General features: G+C 72.5%; 20 protein-coding genes. 3 read left to right on the top strand and 17 right to left on the bottom strand.

Going from position 1 to position 21,434, the window contains the following annotated elements; translation table 11 throughout:
* Positions 1–36 precede the first annotated feature (36 nt).
* Both AB0K07_RS05775 and AB0K07_RS05770 read left to right on the top strand, forming a co-directional pair.
* Complete coding sequence (locus AB0K07_RS05775) at positions 37–1,188, top strand: GNAT family N-acetyltransferase (RefSeq protein WP_363751240.1); 1,152 nt, start codon at positions 37–39, stop codon at positions 1,186–1,188.
* The gene (locus AB0K07_RS05770; RefSeq protein WP_363751238.1) at positions 1,185–2,297 is read left to right on the top strand and encodes a GNAT family N-acetyltransferase; all 1,113 of its coding nucleotides are present in this window, start codon (positions 1,185–1,187) and stop codon (positions 2,295–2,297) included. Before AB0K07_RS05775 ends, AB0K07_RS05770 begins: the two co-directional genes overlap by 4 nt.
* A gap of 88 nt (positions 2,298–2,385) precedes the next feature.
* Here AB0K07_RS05770 and raiA read toward each other — a convergent pair whose 3' ends face one another.
* The 8 genes from raiA to efeU form a co-directional block, all read right to left on the bottom strand.
* The gene (raiA, locus tag AB0K07_RS05765; protein ID WP_363751236.1) at positions 2,386–3,021 is read right to left on the bottom strand and encodes a ribosome-associated translation inhibitor RaiA; all 636 of its coding nucleotides are present in this window, start codon (positions 3,019–3,021) and stop codon (positions 2,386–2,388) included.
* A gap of 246 nt (positions 3,022–3,267) precedes the next feature.
* Complete coding sequence (locus AB0K07_RS05760) at positions 3,268–3,975, bottom strand: ComF family protein (protein ID WP_363751234.1); 708 nt, start codon at positions 3,973–3,975, stop codon at positions 3,268–3,270.
* Positions 3,976–3,979: 4 nt separating this feature from the next.
* Positions 3,980–5,788: an LpqB family beta-propeller domain-containing protein gene (locus tag AB0K07_RS05755; RefSeq protein ID WP_363751232.1), complete on the bottom strand. Its 1,809-nt coding sequence runs from the start codon at positions 5,786–5,788 to the stop codon at positions 3,980–3,982.
* Entirely contained in the window at positions 5,785–7,542 is a 1,758-nt protein-coding gene (gene mtrB / locus AB0K07_RS05750) for an MtrAB system histidine kinase MtrB (protein ID WP_363751230.1), read from the bottom strand. Before mtrB ends, AB0K07_RS05755 begins: the two co-directional genes overlap by 4 nt.
* A 12-nt stretch (positions 7,543–7,554) precedes the next feature.
* Positions 7,555–8,244, bottom strand: a complete 690-nt coding sequence (mtrA, locus tag AB0K07_RS05745) for an MtrAB system response regulator MtrA (RefSeq protein WP_363751228.1) — start codon at positions 8,242–8,244, stop codon at positions 7,555–7,557.
* 222 nt (positions 8,245–8,466) lie between these two features.
* The gene (gene efeB, locus AB0K07_RS05740; RefSeq protein ID WP_363751226.1) at positions 8,467–9,744 is read right to left on the bottom strand and encodes an iron uptake transporter deferrochelatase/peroxidase subunit; all 1,278 of its coding nucleotides are present in this window, start codon (positions 9,742–9,744) and stop codon (positions 8,467–8,469) included.
* A 25-nt stretch (positions 9,745–9,769) separates the two neighbouring features.
* Complete coding sequence (efeO, locus tag AB0K07_RS05735; RefSeq protein WP_363751224.1) at positions 9,770–10,903, bottom strand: iron uptake system protein EfeO; 1,134 nt, start codon at positions 10,901–10,903, stop codon at positions 9,770–9,772.
* Positions 10,904–10,924: 21 nt separating this feature from the next.
* Complete coding sequence (efeU, locus tag AB0K07_RS05730; protein WP_363751223.1) at positions 10,925–11,881, bottom strand: iron uptake transporter permease EfeU; 957 nt, start codon at positions 11,879–11,881, stop codon at positions 10,925–10,927.
* Positions 11,882–12,040: 159 nt separating this feature from the next.
* On the opposite strand from efeU, the gene AB0K07_RS05725 reads away from it, so the two are divergent.
* Positions 12,041–12,193, top strand: a complete 153-nt coding sequence (locus AB0K07_RS05725) for a hypothetical protein (RefSeq protein ID WP_363751221.1) — start codon at positions 12,041–12,043, stop codon at positions 12,191–12,193.
* Between the two features lie 93 nt (positions 12,194–12,286).
* Here AB0K07_RS05725 and ahcY read toward each other — a convergent pair whose 3' ends face one another.
* The 9 genes from ahcY to AB0K07_RS05680 form a co-directional block, all read right to left on the bottom strand.
* Positions 12,287–13,786: an adenosylhomocysteinase gene (gene ahcY, locus AB0K07_RS05720; RefSeq protein ID WP_363751220.1), complete on the bottom strand. Its 1,500-nt coding sequence runs from the start codon at positions 13,784–13,786 to the stop codon at positions 12,287–12,289.
* A 275-nt stretch (positions 13,787–14,061) separates the two neighbouring features.
* On the bottom strand, positions 14,062–15,225 hold the full coding sequence (gene manA, locus AB0K07_RS05715) for a mannose-6-phosphate isomerase, class I (protein WP_363751219.1): 1,164 nt from the start codon (positions 15,223–15,225) through the stop codon (positions 14,062–14,064).
* Positions 15,226–15,228: 3 nt separating this feature from the next.
* Positions 15,229–16,236: a cation diffusion facilitator family transporter gene (locus tag AB0K07_RS05710; protein WP_363751218.1), complete on the bottom strand. Its 1,008-nt coding sequence runs from the start codon at positions 16,234–16,236 to the stop codon at positions 15,229–15,231.
* 67 nt (positions 16,237–16,303) lie between these two features.
* On the bottom strand, positions 16,304–17,500 hold the full coding sequence (locus tag AB0K07_RS05705; protein WP_089017611.1) for an SIS domain-containing protein: 1,197 nt from the start codon (positions 17,498–17,500) through the stop codon (positions 16,304–16,306).
* Positions 17,497–17,682 (bottom strand): Trm112 family protein, encoded by a 186-nt coding sequence (locus tag AB0K07_RS05700; RefSeq protein WP_030490836.1) that lies wholly within the window; start codon positions 17,680–17,682, stop codon positions 17,497–17,499. The genes AB0K07_RS05705 and AB0K07_RS05700 overlap by 4 nt, the downstream gene beginning before the upstream one ends.
* 61 nt (positions 17,683–17,743) lie before the next feature.
* Positions 17,744–19,129 carry a phosphomannomutase/phosphoglucomutase gene (locus tag AB0K07_RS05695; protein WP_363751216.1) on the bottom strand — a complete coding sequence of 462 codons (1,386 nt, stop codon included), beginning with the start codon at positions 19,127–19,129 and terminating at the stop codon, positions 17,744–17,746.
* Positions 19,130–19,197: 68 nt separating this feature from the next.
* Positions 19,198–20,250: a hypothetical protein gene (locus AB0K07_RS05690; RefSeq protein ID WP_363751214.1), complete on the bottom strand. Its 1,053-nt coding sequence runs from the start codon at positions 20,248–20,250 to the stop codon at positions 19,198–19,200.
* 164 nt (positions 20,251–20,414) lie between these two features.
* The gene (nfi, locus tag AB0K07_RS05685; protein WP_363751213.1) at positions 20,415–21,113 is read right to left on the bottom strand and encodes a deoxyribonuclease V; all 699 of its coding nucleotides are present in this window, start codon (positions 21,111–21,113) and stop codon (positions 20,415–20,417) included.
* A 59-nt stretch (positions 21,114–21,172) separates the two neighbouring features.
* Positions 21,173–21,421 carry a hypothetical protein gene (locus AB0K07_RS05680; RefSeq protein WP_363751212.1) on the bottom strand — a complete coding sequence of 83 codons (249 nt, stop codon included), beginning with the start codon at positions 21,419–21,421 and terminating at the stop codon, positions 21,173–21,175.
* Positions 21,422–21,434: the final 13 nt, after the last annotated feature.

The following is a 21,434-nucleotide window of genomic DNA, read 5'->3' as shown; positions in this document are numbered from 1 at the left end:
TTACGCCGTCGGCGAACGTTCCGGCACGATGCACGGGTGGAGCCTGTGGAGATCACCGAGGACGGCCTGCTGCTGCGGCCCTGGCGGAACGCCGACGCCGACGCGGTACACCGCGCGTGCCAGGACCCGGACATTCAACGCTGGACCACCGTACCGCGCCCATACCGACCGGAACACGCACTCGGATTCGTCACCGAGCTGAGCGGACGGGCCTGGAAGGAGGGCACGGGCGCACCGTTCGCGGTGTGCGACCCGGCCACCGGCGATCTTCTCGGCTCGTGCGGGCTGGTCTCGATCGACGGCGGCGGCACCGGCGAGATCGGCTACTGGACGGCCCCGTGGGCGCGCGGTCGGGGCGTGACCGTGCGGGCCGCCCGGGCGGTGGCCCGCTGGTCCTTCGAGACGCTCGGTCTGCGCCGGCTGATCTGGCAGGCCAAGGTGGGCAACCACGCCTCCCGGCTGGTCGCGCTCCGCGCCGGGTTCCGGATCGACGGCCGGCTCCGGTTGACCGACCCGGCGCCCGACGGCCTCGCCGACGGCTGGATCGGGTCGCTGCTGCCCGGCGAGGTGCCCGCCCCCGGGGAGACCGGGCCCGCCGGTCCGGGCACCCTGGCCGCCCGGCGGGCCGCCGTCTTCGGCCGCCCGCAACCCACCCTGTTCGCCACCGCCGGTGCCGGCGAGCTGCGGCTGCGGCCGATGGAGGAGCAGGACGAGGACGCGGTGGTGGAGACCTGCCGCGATCCGGAGACCATCCGCTGGACCACGGTGCCGGACCCGTACGAGCGCCCCGACGCGCAGTGGTACCGGGGCTTCAGCCGGGAGGTCTGGGCCCGGGGGGACGCCGCCTGCTACGTGATCGCCGACCCCGACGACCGGTACGCCGGCTCGATCGACCTGCGGCTCTCCCCCGCCGATCCGCTGCTGGCCGACGTGGGCTTCATGACCGCGCCGGCGGCCCGCGGCCGGGGCTACATGCCGGCCGCGCTGGCCGCACTGAGCGCCTGGGGCTTCACCACGCTGGGCCTGGCCCGGATCGAGTGGAAGGCGAACGTGGGCAACACGGCGTCCCGGCGGGTGGCGGAGAAGGCGGGCTTCGCCTTCGAGGGCACCGCCCGGGGCGGCGTGCAGCACCGGGGTGAGCGGGTGGACGCGTGGGTGGCCGCGCTGCTCGCCGAGGACCTGACGTGACGCCGCAGCAGCTCGTCGAGGCCCACGGGGTACGGCTGCGCCCGTTCCGCGCGGACGACGCCGCCGACGTGGTCGACGGCTGCGCGGACCCGGTCAGCCAGCGGTTCGTGCCGAACCTGCCGACGCCGTACACCGAGACCGACGCCCGCTGGTGGATCGAGTCGGGTGCGCCGGCGGCCTGGACCGGAGGCGGCGCCGCGTACGCGGTCGCGGACCCGGCCACCGACCGGCTGCTCGGCGGGATCGGGTTGAACAACCCGGCGCCCGACCGGGGTCAGTCCGAGATCGGCTACTGGGTGCGGCCGGGGGCACGCGGGCGTGGGGTGGCCTGCGCGGCCACCCGCGCGCTGAGCGAGCACGCGTTCGCCACCGGGACGGTCCGGCTGGAGCTGCTCACGGATCCGGAGAACGGGCCCAGCCAGCGGGTCGCACTGGCCGCCGGCTTCCGCTACGAGGGGGTACGCCGGGCGGCCGGCCCGAGTCGGGGCGGTGGCCGGCGGGACCTGCTGGCCTGGGTACGCCTCGCCGACGACCCGCCCGGCCCGACCGCCCGGCTGCTGCCCGACCTGCCCGGCGGGGTGCTCACCGATCAGGTGGTGGCGCTGCGCCGGCTCGCGCCGGACGACGCGGAGCTGATGTACCGGCTGCACAGCCGGCCCGAGGTGGTGGCGAACCAGGCGCCGCCGGTGCCGCCGGAACGGGCCGCGATCGAGCGGCGCTGCCGGCTCGCGGAGAGCGGGTGGCTGACCGGCGACATCGCCCGCCTGCTGATCACCGACCTGGCCACCGGCGAGCCGGCGGGCAGTTGCGGGTTGTCGTACACGGATGTGGCCAGCGGCGAGGCCTCGCTGGGCTACGCGTTGCTGCCCGACTGGCGGGGCCGGGGGTACGCGACCCGGGCCGTCCGGTTGCTCGCCGGCTGGGCGTTCGGACCGGTCGGTATCGCCCGCCTGGTCGCCGGGACCGTGCCGGAGAACAGAGCCTCGCACCGCGTGCTGGAGCGGGTCGGCTTCCACCGGGAGGCCCTGCAGCGTGCCCGGCTCCCCGGCCTGGCCGGCACCCGCCTCGACGACCTGACCTTCGCCCTGCTACCCGCCGACCTCCGCTGACAGATCATGGAGTCGTGGTGGGTGGCCGCACCGGTTCGCGGCGTCCGCACCCACCACAACTCCATGATCGAGCCGGGTCGAGGACCGGTCAGGTGGCGAGGGAGATGATGCCGTAGTCGTAGGCGTGGCGGCGGTAGACGACGCTGGGGCGGCCGGACTCCTTGTCCTGGAACAGGTAGAAGTCGTGGCCGACGAGTTCCATCTCGAACAGCGCGTCGTCGATGGTCATGGGTTCCGCCGGGTGCACCTTCTCCCGGGCGAGGTGCCACGGCTGCTCGTCGTACTCGTCCTCGACCCGCTCGGCGACAGCGGTGCCGGCGCGGGCGCCGTCACCCGGCGCGCTCAGCGGGGCGGCCACCAGGTCCGCGACCGGCAGGTCGGCGGTGGCGGCGGCGACGGAGATCGGCGCGTGCCGACCCCGGTGTACGCGGCGACGATCGGCCGCCCGGCGCAGGCGGGTGTCGAGCTTCGCGATGGCCGCGTCGAGCGCGCTGTAGAAGTCATTCGTGCACGCCTCGGCCCGGATCACCGGGCCCCGGGAAACGCAGGTGATCTCCACCCGCTGGCAGTGGTCGGCCTGGCGCGGATTGCGCTCATGAAACAGCTCGACATCGACACGAATGAGTTTGTGGTCGTAGCGTTCGATCTTTGCGAGTTTCTCGGCTACGTGCACCCGGTAATGGTCCGGCACTTCGACGTTACGGCCCTTGACCACGATGTCCACGTGACCTCCCTTGTTCGGACGGTCTTCGATCCGGTCACCCGGTCGCACGCCGTGGGGAGCCCCGCTGGCGTCGACCGGTCAGTACGGCTACGCCTCCTCTCACCGCCAGGGGCGGGTGGGAAGAACCTCCTACCCCCGACAGCGAAACGCTAACTCCTGTTTGCCCGGCAGTCACCCCAAGTTGCCGAGACCGCCCGGGATTTTTCGCAGCTCATACACCAACGGGTGAAACGGAAACACGAACGGTTACGAACGGCGTCTCTTCTCGGTCGCCGCGAGCACCGCGGCGACACTCGGTGCCTGCCCGGTCGCGGCCAGCACACGGGCCGACGCGGCCAGGGTGACCCCGGTGGTGACGATGTCGTCCAGCAACACCACGACGGGCGCCACGCCCGATCTGCCGGCCCCGGCCGGGGCTCGCAGACGAGGCTGGAAGGCCGCCTCGGCCGCCGCCGCCCGGCCGGCGCTGTCCAGCGTCAGCGAGTCGGGCCGGGGCAGCGCCCGCAGCGGCCGGTGCACGCGGACCGGCCAGCCGGCCCGGGTCAGCCGCGCCGCACAGTGCCGGGCCAGCCGGTCCAGGTGGTCGCCGTACCGGGCCCGGGCCGCCGCCGCGGTGTCCGGCACCGGCACCAGCGCCAGCGGACGGGCCTCGCCGACCGCCGCCGCGACGACCTCGGCGAGCAACGCGCCGAGCGGGCGGGCCAGCCCGTGCCGGCCGTGCTCCTTGTACGCCAGCAGGGTCTCACGCAGCGGGCCGGCGTACGGGCCGAGGGCGACGCAGGGCGGCAGGCCCGGCGGGACGGGGGTGGGGTGCACCGACCGAGGGCGCAGCGCGCCCAGCGCGGTCACGCAGTCGGGGCAGACCCCGTGCCGCAGACCGGACCGGCGCTCCCGGCAGCCCGCGCAGTCGGTGGGCAGCACCAGGTCGCCGAGGTCGGCCCAGAGCCCGCGCACGGCGTCAGTAGAGGAAGAACGGGGCCGACGGGTTGCTCGGGCGGATTCCGCTCGGCGGTGGGGTGATGTCCCGTACCTGTTCGACGTCGATCCGTTCGAACGGGCTGCTGCGATAGGCCACCCCGTTCGCCTCGTACATGTACCCCACGCTGGGCAGCGACACGTTGCGGTTGGTCGGGTACGCCGTCAGGTGGTTGACCTTGGCACCGACGTCGGTCTTCAGCGGCGTCTCCAGGGTCCCGTCGACGCTGATCTCGTAGATCGCCGGCTGGCCGGCCGACCCGGCCACCACCAGCCGGCCCTCACTGCTCCAGTCCACGGCGCTGAGACCGGTCAGCGAGGTGACCAGCGGCCGGGGCGGGCCGATGGAGACGCCGCCGCCGTCCAGGTTGACCGCCGCGACGTACAACCGGCCGCCGGCGATCAGGGCGACCCGCTGGCCGTCCAGCGACGCGGCCACCGCAGTGACCTCGGCGGTGGGCAGGTTGAGCGGCACCTGGAACATCTGGGCCGCCTCGTCGAAGCGGTAGAGCCGGCCGTCGGCCACCACCAGGCCCCGCCCAGGGCGGGGATCGACCGTACGCAGCCAGACCGGACGGCTGACGGAGCTGTACTCCAACGCGCTCCGGTTGAGCCCCGGGCCCGGTTCGCGGCCGGTGCCCACCGCGAGTCGCTGCCGGCCCTTGCCTCCGGTGACCACCAGCGCGGCGAGGACCCGGCCATCGGCCCGCGCCAGGTTGGCGGACACGATGTTGCGGTTGACCTCGGCCGCCAGCGGCACGGCGCCGCTGGGCTCGCCGACGAAGTCGAGCGGGCGGATCGCGCCCTCGTACACGCCGAACCGCTGCGGGCCCTCCGTGACCGGGTAGAGCGGCTCGGACAACCGGCGCTCGTTCAGATCCTGCACGGGCTGCGAGTTGTTGCGGATCTTCAGATCCAGCTTGCCCTGCAGGTCGCCGAGCGACCAGGCGAGCTGAGTCATCAGCTGGTCGACCCGGCTCTGGTCGTCACCGGACATGTCCAGGTTGACCTCCCACCGGCCGTTCGCGCCGGTGGCGTTGTTGATCAGCTCGGTGCCGTCGGGCAGCCCGACGACGCCGGGGCGCAGCCAGTCGGACGGGCCACCGACCAGCCACTTCACGACCTCGTTGACCCGACGTTCGTTCGGTACGGCCAGCGGCAGGTAACGCTGGTCGGGCACCAGCCGGCTGCCGTCGGAGCTCCAGAAGTAGATCGACTCGTCCTGGTAGTACTGCTGGAGCGCGTTGTCGCTGAGCAGCAGGACGTTCGGCGGGTCGAGGACGTACAGGCCGGCGCGCTCGTCGTCGCCGCCGAACGCCGCGCTGCGCACCTTGAACTCGTACCCCGTCTCGGTCGCCACGGGCGGGGCCAGGGTGCCGTTGGCTCGCAGCAGGCCAAGCTGTTGCACCTTGATCCGCACGGTGGTGGTCGAGTCGCTGTTGCCGGTGAAGACCGCCTCCTGCAGCCGGACGACGGTCAGCGCGACCTCGCTGCCCTTCTTCTCCTGCAGCCGGGACTGGTGCTCCGGGGCGACGAACAGCTTGACCCGCTCGTAGGCCCGGTCCGGCTCGCCAGCGGCGGCGGACAGGAAGTTGCGCACGAACGCCTCGGTGTCGCTGCCGCTGGCCGTACGCGTCGGCGGCTCGCTGCTGCCGCCGTTGACCGAGCCGGCCTCCGTCGCGGTCCCGGCCTTGCCGTCCACCCGCACGTCGGACGACGCCGGGATACCGCATCCCGCGCCTCCCAGCAGCAGCGCCGCGCCGAGTGCCCCGACCAGGGCCTGCCGCCTCACGATCGCACCTCCGCCCGCTCTCCGTCCCCGGCCGGCGCGGGGCCGATCGCCAGCGTGCCGCCGGCGCCGGGGCCGATGGCCAGCGGGCCGCCGTCGCGGGGGCCGCCGAACGGCAGCGCGGCGTCGGACGGCACCAGCCGCAGCGGGGAGGTGGTCAACCGGTCACCCGCGCGGGCCGGCAGGGTGAGCCGGAACTGTGCGCCCTGCCCGGGCGCACCCCACGCCTCCAGCCAGCCGCCGTGCAACCGGGCGTCCTCGAGGCTGATGGACAGGCCCAGCCCGGTGCCGCCGGTCTGCCGGGCCCGGGACGGGTCCGCCCGCCAGAACCGGTTGAACACCAACTTCTCCTCGCCCACCTTGAGCCCCACGCCGTGGTCCCGGACCGTGATCGCCACAGCGGTCTCGTCGATGCCGAGGGTGATCAGCACCGGACGGGCCTCACCGTGCTCGACGGCGTTGCCGACCAGGTTGCGCAGCACCCGCTCGACCCGACGCGGGTCGACCTCGGCGATCACCGGAGTGCCCGGCAGGTCCAGCTCGATCGGTACGCCCACCCGCTCGGCGAGGCCGGCGAGCCGGTCGACCACCCGGTGCACCACCGGCACCAGGTCGGTCGGCTCGGCGTCCAGCATGGCGAAGCCGGCGTCGAACCGGCTGATCTCCAACAGGTCGGTGAGCAGCTCCTCGAAGCGGTCCAGCTCGGCCTGGAGCAGCTCGGCGCTGCGGGCGACCGCCGGGTCGAACTCGTCGCGCTCGGCGAAGATCAGGTCGGCGGCCATCCGGACCGTGGTCAACGGGGTACGCAGCTCATGGGAGACGTCGGAGGTGAACCGGCGCTGCAACCGGGACATCTCCTCCAGGCGGAGGATCTGCCGTTGCAGGTTGGTCGCCATCTGGTTGAACGACGCGGCGAGCAGCGCCAGGTCGTCCTCGCCGTTGACCACCATCCGCTGGTCGAGCAGGCCGGCCGAGAGCCGCTGGGCCGTCCGTGCGGCGACCCGGACCGGGTTGACCACCAGCCGGGTGACCAGGGCCGCGAGCAGCCCGAGCAGGATCACCAGGGCGACGCCGGTGGCCACCACGGTGGCTCGGGCGTCGGCGGCGGTGGCGTCCTGCCGGGTCAACGGCACCAGGTAGTAGAGCTCGATCTGACCGAACCGGGTGGGCACCGGCGAGCCGTAGACCAGGTATTTCGTGGGCTCCCCGGTCAGTCGTCCGGTGCGGATCTGGCTGGCCACCTTGCCGCTGGCGACCGCGGCCCGCAGGTCCCGGCTGATCAACGGCTGGACGTTCGCCGCCGGCGCCGTCCGGGTCTGGATGACGTTCGGATAGCCGTCGGCGGTGATCGCCACCACCACGCCACTGATCTGCTCGGGGTCGCCGCCGGCCAGGTAGTTGACCGTGTCCTCGATCGTCTCCTGGAGCTGCGCCTCCTGCGGCTGGCCGTAGAGGGAGACCTGCTTGGCCGCGTAGCCGGCACCGCTGTTCACCCGCAACCGGACGTCGCTGCGGGCGTTGTCGAGCAGGATGGTCGTGATCTTGTCAGCGATCAGGTACGCGAAGCCGCCGACCAGCAGGCTGGAGGCGACCAGCGTGATGGTCACCACTCGGACCTGGAGTGAGCGACGCCAGGTCTGGTGCACCCGCGCCACCATCCGGGCTGCCCGCCCGCTCAGCGCACGCCAGAACTCCCAGCCGGCGTGGTGCTGGCGGGCAGCCGTCGTCTGGGGGTGCGGGGGCGGGGAGGTTGACACAGTGTGACCAGGCTATCCGGTCCCCGCCTTATAGCCCACGCCCCGCACGGTGAGGATGATTTCCGGCCGCTCCGGGTCGGGCTCGATCTTCGCGCGGAGCCGCTGCACGTGCACGTTGACCAGCCGGGTGTCGGCTGCGTGCCGGTAGCCCCAGACCTGCTCCAGCAGCACCTCGCGGGTGAAGACCTGGCGCGGCTTGCGGGCGAGCGCGACCAGCAGATCGAACTCCAGCGGGGTCAGCTTCACCTCCTCGCCGTTGCGGCTGACCGTGTGGGCGGGCACGTCGATGGTGATCTGGTTGCCGGGCGGCCCGATGGTCAGCATCTCCGGTGCCACGTCCTCGCCCCGGCGCAGCCGGGCCCGCATCCGGGCGACCAACTCCTTGGGCTTGAACGGCTTGACCACGTAGTCGTCGGCGCCGGACTCGAGGCCGAGCACCACGTCGACGGTGTCGCTCTTGGCGGTCAGCATGACGATGGGCACGCCGGACTCGGCTCGGATCGACCGGGCCACATCGATGCCGCTCATCCCGGGCAGCATCAGGTCGAGCAGGACGATATCGGGACGACTGTCGCGGAACGCCGCCAACGCCCGCTCACCATCGGCCACGAACGAGGGCATGAACCCCTCACTACGCAGCACGATGCCGAGCATCTCGGCGAGCGCGGGGTCGTCGTCGACCACCAGTACCCGGGCTCTCATGGGATTAATATTGCATCCCCGTTCAGTTCGGTGGGACCGGCGTCAGCCGGTAACGGATCACGCCGCCGGCAAGCGTGTCACCACGACCCGCGGCGGCGGCGCCACGTGGTGCGGGGCCCGGCGCGCAGATGAAGCCCGACCGGGCTACCCATGATCCCCCTTCGGTGCCGCCCTACGCCACCGCCGCTTCGGCCGGTCGCGATGTCGCCATCCGGACGGCCGTCAGCCGAAGAGTGCCCGGCCCCAGTGGTCGCCGCCGTCGCGTACGCCGGGCGGGCAGGCGAACAGGCCGCTGGAGACGTGCCGGAGGTACTCGTTCATCACGTCGTGCCGGGCCAACTGGGTCTGGATCGGCACGAACTGCCGGCGCGGATCCCGCTGGTAGGCGATGAAGAACAGGCCCGCGTCGAGCCGGCCGAGCCCGTCGGAGCCGTCGACGAAGTTGTAGCCGCGGCGCAGCAGGTGCGCGCCGTTGTTGCGGCTGGGGTGCGCCAGCGCCACGTGGGCGTGCTCGGCGATCACCGGCTGACCGTCGTCACCGCGCGCGGCGAAGTCCGGCTCGTCGAACTCGTCGGTGCGGCCCAGCGGGGCGCCGCTGCCCTTCGTCCGGCCGACGATCTCCTCCTGCTCGGCCAGCGACGTCCGGTCCCACGTCTCCACGAGCATCCGGATCTTGCGGGTGACCAGGTACGAGCCGCCGGTCATCCAGTCCGGCCCGTCGCCCGGCTGCACCCACAACTGGTCGCGCAGCAGGTCGGTCTCCTCGGCCTTGAGGTTGGCCGTGCCGTCCTTGAAACCGAACAGGTTGCGCGCCGTGGCCTGCTCCCGCGAGGTCGACGACGTACGGCCGAAGCCGAGCTGCGACCAGCGGACGCTCACCACACCCATGCCGAGCCGGGCCAGGTTGCGGATCGCGTGCACCGCCACCTGGGGGTCGTTGGCGCACGCCTGCACGCAGAGGTCACCGCCGGAGAGCTGCGGCTGCAACGCGTCGCCGGGGAACTTCGGCAGCTCGGCCAGGGCGGCCGGGCGCCGGTCGGCGATGCCGAACCGGTCCCGGCCGTCGGCGGCGCGGAACAGCGTCGGCCCGAAGCCGATGGTCAGGGTGAGCTGCGACGGGGGCAGGCCGAGCGCCTCACCCGTGTCGTCCGGCGGGGCCTCCGGCATACCGCCGACCGCGCCGAGCACCCCGGCGTCACGCCCGGCGGTCATCCGCGCCGCGGCGGCCGTCCACTCCTGGAGCAGCTCGACCAGCCGGGCGCGATCCTTCGTGATCACGTCGAAGGCGACGAAGTGCAGCCGGTCCTGGGCGGGAGTGACGATGCCGGCCTGGTGCTCGCCGTGGAACGGCACCTGCCCCGCCGGGTGGTCACTGGCCGCGGCGGGGTCACGGGAGCCGTTGATCAGCGCACCGGCACCGGCCGCGACGCCGGCGACTCCGGCCACGCCGGCCCCGGCGAGCGTGATCGCTCGCCGTCGGGTCAACCTGCTCCCGCTCATCGGTTCGACTCTCCCTGGCGTCCGGTTACTTGGCGACGACTGCGGCGACCTTGCTGATCGGCTCGGCGAGCGCGTTGATGCCGTCGGAGAGCTCCTTGAGCTCGGCCTTGCTCAACGCGGTGTGCAGCTTCCACCCGTCGCCGTCGCGGTGCTTGCCGAGCAGCGCCTCGACGTTGGTGAACTCGGTGTCCAGCTGCTTGACCAGCTCCGGCGAGCGCTGCTCCAGCGCTGGGCGGAGGGCGGACACGGCAGCCTTGGAACCTTCCAGGTTGGCGGCGAAGTCCCACAGGTCGGTGTGCGAATAGCGGTCCTCCTCGCCGGTGATCTTGCCGCTGGCCACCTCGTCGAGCAGTTCCTTCGCACCGTTGGCGAGCTGGAGCGGGGAGAGCTTCTCCGCGTTGGCCTTGGCCACGATCTCCTTGACGTCGACCAGCAGCCGGTCGGCGATCGGGCCGTCCTTGCTGATGTCGCCGGACTGCCAGAGGTCCTTCTCGATCCGGTGGAAGCCGGTGAACTCCATCCCCTCCTCGATGACCTCCTCGCGGCCGTCGATCTTGGGGTCGAGGTCACCGAAGATCTCGGCCACCGGCTCGATCCGCTCCCAGTAGGTGCGGGCGACCGGGAAGAGCGCCTTGGACTTCGCCACGTCGCCGGCCTTGACCGCGGTGACGAACTCCTCGGTCTTCTCCAGCAGTGCCGCGGTCTGGCTCTTGACGTAGCGCTGGTAGCTGTCGGTGGCGCCGGCCAGGGCGGCGTCGGCGGTCAGCGGCTGGGCCGACCCGCTGACCTTGAGCGCGCCCCGGATGCCCTTGCCGCTCATCCCCGGCTTGCAGGCCGTCTCGTACGTGCCGGCCGGCAGCTCCACGTGCAGCTCGCGGCTCAGCCCGGGGGCGATGTTCTCCACCTCGCCCATCACCCGGTCGCCGGAGGCGTACACGTAGAACTCTGTCACCTTCGCACCGGAGTTGGTGATCTTGAAGGTGGCGGTTCCGGCACCGAGGTCGGTGGTGCCGACATCGCAGGCCGTGTCGCTGGCCTTGACGACGATCGGGCCGCCGGCACCGGTCGCGTCACCCTTCTCCGAGTCGGAGCAGGCTGCGACGCCGGTCGTGGCCAGCACGCCGGCAGCGGCCAGCGCGAAGAATCGGGTGGTACGCATCTGAGCTGTCTCTCCTCGTGGTCAGGCGCGCTGCGGCGTGGACGCCGCCTCGGCCCCGGTGCCGGTGTCGGCCCCGCGCTCGGTGACGGTGGTGGTGGTCGCGGTGTCGCTGGCGCCGGTCGTCGGGGCCGCTTCGCCCCCCGGCGCGGTCGGCGCCGCGACGGGTGCCGGCGTACGGCGGGCCGGGCGCAGGAAGAGCAGGAGGACCGGCACGGCGTACCCGATCCAGGCGATCGTCTCCAGCACGGTGGGCGCGGGGGTCACGTTGAACATCCCGGCGAGCAGCGCGGCGTACCAGGTGCTGGGGTCGAGCGCGGTGGTGATGTCGAAGGCCAGATCGTTCAGGCCGGGCAGGACCCCGGCCTCCTGGAAGTCGTGCACGCCGTACTTGAGGATGCCGGCGGCGACGAGGATCAGCAGCGCGCCGGTCCAGGTGAAGAACTTGCTGAGGTTGATCCGCAGAGCGGTCGCGTAGAGCAGCACGCCGAGTGCCACGGCGGTGGCGATGCCGCCGACGAGCGCCAGTAGCGGCCCGCTGTCGCCGGCCGCACCCTGGGCAGCGGAGTAGAAGATCAGCGCGGTCTCCAGGCCCTCCCGGATCACCGCGAGGAAGGCCATCCCGGCGACCGCGAGGGACCCGACGGCCAGCGCCTCGGTGAGCTTGCCGCGCAGTTCGCCGGCGATGGTGCGGGCCGCCCGGCGCATCCAGAAGATCATCCAGGTGACGAAGACCACGGCGGCCACGGAGGTGATCGCCTCGAACAGCTCGCGGTCCTCGGAACGGGCTAGCAGCGAGGTCGAGGTGTACTCGATCAGCCAGCCGAAGAGCACCGAGAGCGCCACGGCCAGGCCGACGCCCGCCCAGACCTGGGGCAACCGGTCCCGGCGCTGCGACTTGACCAGGAAAGCGACCAGGATGCTGACCACCAGGGTCGCTTCCAGACCTTCCCGCAGGCCGATCAGGTAGGTGGCGAACATCCGAGCTCCGAGATTCGTTAGGTACGGCTCAGCTAACTTAGGGCAGCCATACCTTCCTCCAGTTCAGAGGCCTCGTCAAGTCGTTCTTGACACGCTCACCCGGCCCTGCGCCGGTCGACGATCGGCCGGCGCGATGCCCGCTGTGGAAGGATCTCCGCCGTGAAGGGATTCCTGCCATGGCTGACGGTCCTGGCGGTGGTGCTGCTTCTCAGCGCGCTGCGTCTGCGGCCACTGGCCACCGCCGTCTCGCTCGGCTGGCTGGCCTGGTGCGTCTGGACCTGGTTCCGACCCACCCGCCGCCGCTCGGGCTGACCCCGGCGGTCCGGCTCCGCCCGCCCACACCGGGTGCGGAGACGACGAACCGGGCCGGCCGCGAGAGCAGCCGACCCGGTACGGAAGCGTCGATCAGTAGCGGTAGTGGTCCGGCTTGAACGGGCCCTCGGGAGAGACGCCCAGGTAGGCGGCCTGCTCCTTGGTCAGCGTGCTCAGCTTGGCGCCGAGCGCGCCCAGGTGCAGCCGGGCCACCTTCTCGTCCAGGTGCTTGGGCAGCACGTAGACGCCGATCGGGTATTCCTCGGTCTTGGTGAACAGCTCGATCTGCGCGATCGTCTGGTTGGCGAACGAGTTCGACATCACGAAGCTCGGGTGCCCGGTGGCGTTGCCCAGGTTCAGCAGGCGACCCTCGGAGAGCACGATGATGGCGTGCCCGTCGGCGAACCGCCACAGGTCCACCTGGGGCTTGATGTTGACCCGCTCGACGTCGGAGCGCTTGGCCAGGCCGGCCATGTCGATCTCGTTGTCGAAGTGGCCGATGTTGCCCACGATGGCCTGGTGCTTCATCCGGGCCATGTGCTCGTTCGTGATGACGTTGAAGCAACCGGTGGCGGTGATGAAGATGTCCGCCTGCTCGACCACGTCGTCCAGAGTGGCCACCTGGTAGCCGTCCATCGCCGCCTGGAGCGCGCAGATCGGGTCGACCTCGGTCACCACGACCCGGGCGCCCTGGCCGCGCAGCGACTCGGCGCAGCCCTTGCCCACGTCGCCGTAGCCCATCACGACAGCCATCTTGCCGCCGATCAGCACGTCGGTGGCCCGGTTGATGCCGTCGATCAGGGAGTGCCGGCAGCCGTACTTGTTGTCGAACTTGCTCTTGGTCACCGAGTCGTTGACGTTGATGGCCGGGAAGAGCAGCGTGCCGGCCCGGTGCATCTCGTAGAGCCGGTGCACGCCGGTGGTGGTCTCCTCGGTGACGCCCTTGATGCCGGCGGCGATCCGCGTCCAGCGCTGGTTGTCCTCGCCGAGCGAGCGGTGCAGCAGCTCGAGGATGACCGCGTACTCCTCGGAGTCCGCGGACTCGACCGGCGGAACGACCCCGGCCTTCTCGAACTCGGCGCCCTTGTGCACCAGCAGGGTGGCGTCGCCGCCGTCGTCGAGGATCATGTTCGGGCCCTGCCCGTCCGGCCAGGCGAGCACCTGCTCGGTGCACCACCAGTACTCCGGGAGGGTCTCGCCCTTCCAGGCGTAGACCGGGACACCGGCGGGGGCGTCGGGGGTGCCGTTCGGGCCGACGACGATCGCGGCGGCGGCGTGGTCCTGCGTGGAGAAGATGTTGCAGGATGCCCAGCGCACCTGCGCCCCGAGGGCGACCAGCGTCTCGATCAGGACGGCGGTCTGGATGGTCATGTGCAGGGAGCCGGTGATCCGCGCGCCGGCGAGCGGCTGCGCCTCGGCGAACTCCCGGCGGATCGACATCAGGCCGGGCATCTCGTGCTCGGCGAGCTGGATCTCCTTACGCCCGAACTCGGCGAGCGACAGATCCGCCACCTTGAAGTCGCCCTCGGCGAGCGTGCTCGGCCGGGCCTCGGACGGCGTACCGCTGGCGGACGCCGGGAGGGTGCTGGTCATGAAAGCTCCTGTCGAACGATGTCTGCGCCGACCCTCCACCTTACGCGCGTCGGCGACGGGCACCCGGGGACGGTCGGCGGACAGCGCACGGGGCGGTCGGTGATGGACAGAGACTCCGTCCACTACCGCCCGCCCCGTGCATCCCCCCGGTTTGGTTCCCCGCACGTTCTCGGACCGTCGTCGCGATAACGCTGCGTACTCATAGACTCACACTCAGGCAGGGCAGCGTCAAGCTATTCCGGGAAAGTCGGACTTGTGCCGTGGTGGTGAGCGCGTCAGCCCAGTCCCGCCGTCGCCACGTACGCCTCACCGTCACCGCTGATCCGCAGCGGCTCTCCGGTCGCCATGCCGATCGCGGCCTGGCCCGACACGAGCGTCACCGCGCCGGCTCCGTCGTCCACGGTGACCGAGCCGGCCCCGCAGAGCACCACCCGGGGACCGGGCAGCGGCAGCGTGACCGAGGGCACGGCCGCGCCGACCCGCACCCGGTGCAGCGCGAAGTCGTCCACCGGCACCGGCCAGCAGTCCACCCCGGGGCCGACCGGCTGCGCGTTCCGTACCGGATCCTCCAGCACCTCGAAGCGCAGCACCCGCAGCAGTTCGTCGGCGTCGATCCGCTTCGGGGTCAGCCCGCCGCGCAGCACGTTGTCGCTGGCCGCCATGATCTCCACCCCGCAGCCCCTCAGGTAGGCGTGCAGATTGCCAGCGGGCATCCAGATCGCCTCCCCCGGCCCCAGGCGCACGTGGTGCAGCAGCAGCGCGACCAGCACCCCCGGATCCCCGGGGTAGGCCGTAGCCAGGCGGCGGGCCAGCTCCGCGTCCGGGCCGTCGGCCGGCGCCGCCAGCACCGAGCCCAGCAACTCGTCGCGCTCCGCCACCGGCCAGGCGAGCAGCGACTGCACCGCAGTGCGCAGCCCCACCGGCCCCGTCCGCAACGCGGCGACCACCGGCGCCAACGCCGGTACGCCGAACGCGGCCAGCGCCTCGGCCGACTCCGTCGGGTCCCGGAAGCCGCACAGCGCCTCGAACGGGGTGAGCGCCACCAGCAGCTCAGGCTTGTGGTGCGGGTCGGAGTAGTTGCGCTCCCCCGGCGGCCGCCCCGCCTCCGCCGCGTAGCCCACCCGGGCCTGTTCGGCGTCCGGGTGGGCCTGCAGGCTCAGCGGAGCGTCGGCGGCGAGCACCTTGAGCAGGAACGGCAGCCGGGTGCCGAACCGGTCGGACACCCGCTGGCCGAGCCACTTCCCCGGCTCGTCGCGCACCAGGTCGCAGAGGCTCACCCGCAGACCGGCCCGCTGCACGCTGGCCGGGGCGCCCGGGTGGGCGCCCAGCCACAGCTCAGCCTCCGGGCCGGCACTCGGCACCGGCCGCCCCTGCAGCATCGCGATGGCCGAGCGGGATCCCCAGGCGTAGTCCCGGATCGGTCCGTACAGCAGCTCCACCCGTCAGCCCCCGGGCCGCCCGGCCGCCTCGCCCGACGCGTCCTGCGGTTGGGGTACGGCGGTGTTGGCGGCGGCACCCGTGCCGGCCTCGGCGGCGGCGGCGCTGTAGATGTCCGGCTCCAGGTAGATCACCCGGGCGATCGGCACGGCCACACGGATCCGGGCCTCCACGGCGTTGATGCCCCGGGCCAACTCCTCGGCGCTCTCGCAGGCCGGCACCCCGATCTTCGCGGCCACCATCAGCTCCTCCGGGCCCAGGTAGAGCGTCTTCATGTGGATGATCCGCTCCACTTCGGGGCCGTCGGTGATCGCGCGCTCGATGGCGGCCACCTCGGTGGACTCGGCGCCCTCACCGAGCAGCAAACTCTTGGTCTCGATGGCCAGCACGATGGCGATGGTCACCAGCAGGATGCCGATCATGGCGGTGCCGGCCGCGTCCCAGCGGCCGTTGCCGGTGATCAGCGTCATGCCGACGCCGAACAGCGCGAACACCAGACCGACCAGCGCGCCGAAGTCCTCCAGCAGCACCACCGGCAGCTCGGGCGCCTTGGCCCGGCGGATGAAGTGCACCCAGGACTGGTTGCCCCGGATGTGGTTGGACTCCTTGATGGCGGTCCGGAAGGAGAACGACTCCATGATGATCGCTGCCACCAGCACGACCACCGGCAACCAGTGCCAGGACTTGATGCCCTCCTTGTGGTCCCACTTGTGGTACGCCTCGTAAAGGGCGAACAGGCCACCGACGCTGAACAGCACGATCGACACGATGAACGCGTAGATGTAGCGCTCCCGGCCGTACCCGAACGGGTGCTGCGGGGTCGCCTCCCGCTTGGCGCGCTTGCCACCGAGCAGCAGCAGGCCCTGGTTGCCGGAGTCGGCGACCGAGTGGATCGACTCGGCCAGCATCGACGACGAACCGGAGAGCAGGAACGCGATGAACTTGGTGACGGCGATGCCGATGTTGGCCAGCAGGGCGGCGACAATCGCCTTCGTCCCACCGTTGGCGCTCATGCCACCGCTCCGCTTCGCCGCACGAAGCCGACCGGTCCGCGCATGCCGCGCCGCCCCCTACGTCCGTTCACTGGTTCGACAGCTCCTTCATTTCGGTGATGGCGGGTACCGCCATCGGGTCCAGCCCGTGGGCCAGGGCAAGGTAGATCGAGGCGAAGTCCGGTACGGCGATCAGCGAGGCCAGCCGCTCCAGCGCCGACCCACCCTCGGCGGTCACCACGTCGCACCGCACACCGCGGCGCTCGGCGAGGGTCTGCACCGCGTCGGCGCGGCGCTCCTCGACGGCCAGCGGCTCGTCCGTGTCGTCCTCGGCGTTGAGCCCGCCGTCGCGCAGCAGCACCAGCCGCAGCCGGGTCCCCTCGCCGTCGTCCTCCGCCGGGTCGGCGAAGATGTCCCGCTCCCCCTCGGCCAGGCCGCCGAAGACACCGTCCAGCAGCCCGACCCGACCCCGGCCGGCCTCGCCGAGCGCCCCGGTGACCACCGGGTAGCGGGCGTTGGCCGACAGGGTGTCGCCGAACCGGCGGGCGGCCACGGTGGCCAGCGGGGACGAACCCCAGACGATCGGGACCGAGCCGGCCAGGCCCAGGGCCAGTGACTTCGCCGGGTTGACGAAGGACTCGGCGGTGGACCGGCAGCGGTCGGCGTCCGCGTCGAGCCGGGCCGCCGTCTCCGCCAGGTCCGCCTCGTTGACCTTCACCAGCCCGAGGGAACGGGCGGCGAGCAGGACCGGCACGGTGAGCGCCCACAGGCTGGCCCGGGCCGGGGCGCGCCGGGGCACCGGGATGAACGGCGCCCGGGCCCGCTCGGCGACCGACTGCAACTGCGAGTCGGGGGCACCCACCGCGACCAGCCGGGCACCACGCCGGTGTGCCGCCTCGGCGGCGCCCAGCGCCTCCGGGCTGCGACCGGACGCGCTCACCGCGATGACCACGTCGGCCGCGCCAACCCAACCGGGTACGCCGGCGCTGCGGTGCGCGATGACCGGGACCGGGCAGCGCGGCCCGGCGACCGTGGCGAGCACGTCCCCGGTACGCCCGGCGGTGCCGATGCCGGCGATCACCACGGCCCGGGGCCGCCCGTCGTCGGCGAGCACCGCGAGGTTCGCCTCGGCGGCCAGTGCGGCCGACTCACGGACCTGCGCGCCGGCCGAGGCGGTGTGCCGGAGCATGCCGCCCGGGTCGTGCTCGGCCAGTGCCTCGGGGCTGTCCAGCAGGGCCTCGTCAGCGTCGCGACGTCCGCTGACCCCGGCCGTACCGTCGATCATGACGGCTGCCCGGGGCCGCCGCGCGCCTCGTCGAGCAGCAGCACCGGCACGTCGTCGCGGACCTCGAAGATCCGGCCGCACTCCGTGCAGGTCAGCGTCTGCGCCTCGGCGTCGTAGGTGAGCGGGGCGTGGTGCGTGTCCGGACAGGCGAGGATCTCGAGCAACTGCGGATCCAGGGCCATGGCACGGCTCCTTCCACGTGTGCGGCTTGACCGGCGGCGGTGCCGACCGGCGCAGGCGATCTTATCGGCGAACCCGGCCCAGCACCTCGTCCCGGAGCGAGACCATCCGCTCACGGGTGGGCGCCTCGACGTTGAGCCGCAGCAGCGGCTCCGTGTTGGACGCTCGCAGGTTGAACCAGGCGCCGTCGGGGAAACGCAGGGTGAGACCGTCCATCTCGTCTGCCACGGCCTCGGGGTACGCGGCACGCACCTCGGCCACCGCCGCCGCCTGGTCGACCACCGTCGAGTTGATCTCACCGGAGGCGACGTAGCGCTCGTACTCGCCGGCCAGTACGGACAGCGGCAACGACTGCTCGCCGAGCGCGGCCAGCGTGTGCATCGCGGCGAGCATCCCCGTGTCGGCGAACCAGAAGTCCCGGAAGTAGTAGTGCGCGGAGTGTTCGCCACCGAAGACCGCGTTGGTGCGGGCCATCTCCGCCTTGATGAAGGAGTGCCCGACCCGGGCGACCACCGGCTCCCCACCGTGCTCCCGGATGATCTCCGGCACCGCCTTGGAGGTGATCACGCCGTGGATCACCGTGGAACCGGGGTGCTTGGCCAGCTCACGCGCCGCGACCAGGGCGGTGATCGCCGACGGAGAGACCGGCTCACCGCGCTCGTCCACCACGAAGCACCGGTCGGCGTCGCCGTCGAAGGCCAGCCCGATCTCGGCCCCGTGCTCGACCACGGCCCGCTGGAGGTCGACCAGGTTCGCCGGGTCCAGTGGGTTGGCCTCATGGTTGGGGAAGGTGCCGTCCAGCTCGAAGTAGAGCGGCACGATCTCCAGCGGCAGGGCCGCCAGGGCGGCGTCGCCGAGCACCGTCGGGACGGTGAACCCACCCATCCCGTTCCCGGCGTCGACGACCACCTTCAGTGGCCGGATGCCGGAGAGGTCGACCAGCTTGCGCAGGTAGTCGGCGTAGTCCGGCAGCAGGTCACGCCGCTCGGCCGGCCGGACCGGGTCGCCGACCGGGCGGGCCTCGCCGGAGGCCAGCAGGGCCTGGGCCCGGTCACGGATCTCCGCCAGACCGCTGTCCTGGCCGATCGGCCGGGCACCGGAGCGGCACATCTTGATGCCGTTGTACTGCGCCGGGTTGTGGCTGGCGGTGAACATCGCACCGGGCAGGTCGAGCGAGCCGGACGCGAAGTAGAGCAGGTCGGTGGAGGCGAGCCCGATCTCGATCACCGAGCGTCCCTCGGCACGGACACCGGCGGCGAAGGCGGCGGCCAGCCCGGGAGAGGTGGCCCGCATGTCGTACCCGATGACGACGGCGTCGCCCGGCTCGTCGGTGCTGTTGAGCAGCTGGGTGAATGCGGCTCCGAGGGCTTCGGCGACCCGTTCGTCCCACTGGTCCGGCACCGTCCCTCGGACGTCGTACGCCTTCACGATCTGGGACAGATCAGACACAGGTTCCGCTCCTTGGCCGCAGGTTCCACCGAACCTGAGCGTATCGGAGCGTCCAGGGCGGGCCCCGGTCAGCCGGGGAGCCGGGGCATGAACACGGTGTGGTCGCCGCCGGCGGCGGCGGGCGGGTCGTCGGGCCCAGGACGACCCCCCGGAGTACCCGGCATGGCCTGCGTCGCGTCGGGCGGCGATGCCGGCGCGGCCGGGGCACCGTAGACCCCGCCGGTCGTGGGCCGGGGGGTGGGCACCGCCCCGTAGCCGCCGGACGGCGGCTGCTGCCCGTACACCGGGCCAGGCTGACCGGGCGGCGCGGCCGGCGACCCACCCCCGGAGCGGTAGGTGGTGCCACCGGGGTTGCCCGGCAACGGCCCGGACAGCTCGTCGCTCGGCTTCCGGTCCTGACGGGAGCGACGGAACAGCAGCACGATGAGCAGCAGCCCGACCGCCACCATCGCGATGCCGAAGAACATGATCGGCGAACCGCCGGACGATTCCGCCGCGGTCGCCGTGGTGTCGGGTGCGGTGGACGCGTCGCCCAGCGCGGCCTCGTTCACCGGGACGGCCTCGGTGGTGACGCTCGGGGTGGGCGACGGCTTCTTCGACGGCGTCGGGGTGGGCGACGCGGAGACCCGGCTCGTCACCTTCGACGAGTCGGAACCCCGTCCCAACTCCTGACCGGCCGCGCTGAGGGCCACGCCGGTCACCGCGAGCCGACCGGCCGGCGCCCCAGCGGCGAATGCCACCCGGTACCGCACGGTGATGCCCTTGCCCTTGCACAGGGTCGGCTTCGCCGGGGAGGTCTGCCCGGTCACCACGCTGCCGTCACCGCCGGAGAGGGGCACCGGGAACCAGTGCCCGCCCGCGTTGACCTGCACCGTCACCTGGTCCGCCTGAACACCCGAAAGGCGCAGACCCAGGGCGGTACGCAGCAGGACACAGCCGTCGGAGCGCTTGCGCACGGCGATGTTCACCCCCTGCGGGGAGCCACCGGCGGCGAAGCTGCTGGCGGCACCGACCCGGACGGAGTCGCCGTCGGCCAGCGCCGGTGACGCACCGAGCATCACCAGGCCGCCCACCAGACCGCAGACCGTCGCGAGACGCGCCGCGCGCCGACGTACCGTCATGATCACCTCACCGTTCCTCCCCGGGTGGGGTCCGCGGGTCAGGCTACTACCGGGCCACCCCCACCACCTGTCATAGAGCGGCAGGCATGTGTGCGGCGTTACGGTTTGCGACCCCGGCCCGCCGACCTGCCGCGGGAGCCGCCCGCTGTCGGGGCCGCTGCCGGTCAGCCCGCCCCGGCGAGGGCGTCCCGGCAGAGCCGGTCGGCGGTCCGGGTCGTCTCCGGCAACCGGTAGCGGGGGCTCAGCGCGAGCACCTGGGCGGTGGCGTTGGCCAGGCTCATCCGGTGCCCGACGCTGACGAAGACCGGCTTCACCCCGGCCTGGGTCCGCAGCACCCGGCCGACGACGTCGTCCCCGTCGCGCAACGGCGACCAGGCACCCCGCTCGGCGGGCGGCGGAACCCACTCGCCGACCAGCGGGGTCTTCCCCACCCCGATCGTGGGCAGGCCGGTCACCACCCCGAGATGACAGGCGAGCCCGAACCGGCGCGGATGGGCCAGCCCGTGCCCGTCGCAGACCAGCAGGGCCGGTCGGGTGGTCAGCCGGTCCAGTGCGGCGAGGAGCGCGGGAAGCTCACGGAAGGCGAACAATCCCGGGACGTAGCCGAACGCGGGCCGGCCCACGCTGACCGCGGAGTCCACCACGGCCAGCGTCCGGGCGTCCAGCACGGTCACGGCCGCCGCGAGAAGGTCGCCGCTCTTCGCGTACGCGACGTCCAGGCCGGCCACCGTCGCGGGCGCGGTCGGCCCCGGCCCGACCAGATCGACCAGCGGCCGCAACTCCTCCTGTACGGCCACCGCGGCCTCCACCGCGGCCTCTCGCTGCACGGTCGGCGCCGCCTCGCGCGATGACCCACTCGACATCGGCGACATCGGGCTGTCCCACCGCCCCCGATGCCGCGATATCCCCGATCCGGCGTCGATCACGGTTGGCGCTGGCCGCCGGCGTCGTCCCCAGCGGCGTTGCCCTCCTGGTCACCGCCGGTGTGCCCCTCGGCAGGTTTCCTCGTCGCACCGAAGGCGATCGCGAAGGCGATGCCGATGGCAACGCCGAAGGCGACCCCGCCCGCCGAGCCGAACGAGGGGATGCCGATCACCAGGCCGAGCAGGATGCCGACCGGCCAGGCCCAGGCATTGGACCGGCCCTTCTCCGCCCCCGGGTCTGCTGCCATCCCCCGATGGTAT

Origin of the sequence: Micromonospora sp. NPDC049301 (assembly GCF_040678715.1) — a bacterium.
GTDB lineage: Bacteria > Actinomycetota > Actinomycetes > Mycobacteriales > Micromonosporaceae > Micromonospora.
The sequence above is the reverse complement of the archived record's forward strand: the minus strand, read 5'-3'. Positions and strand labels throughout refer to the sequence as shown.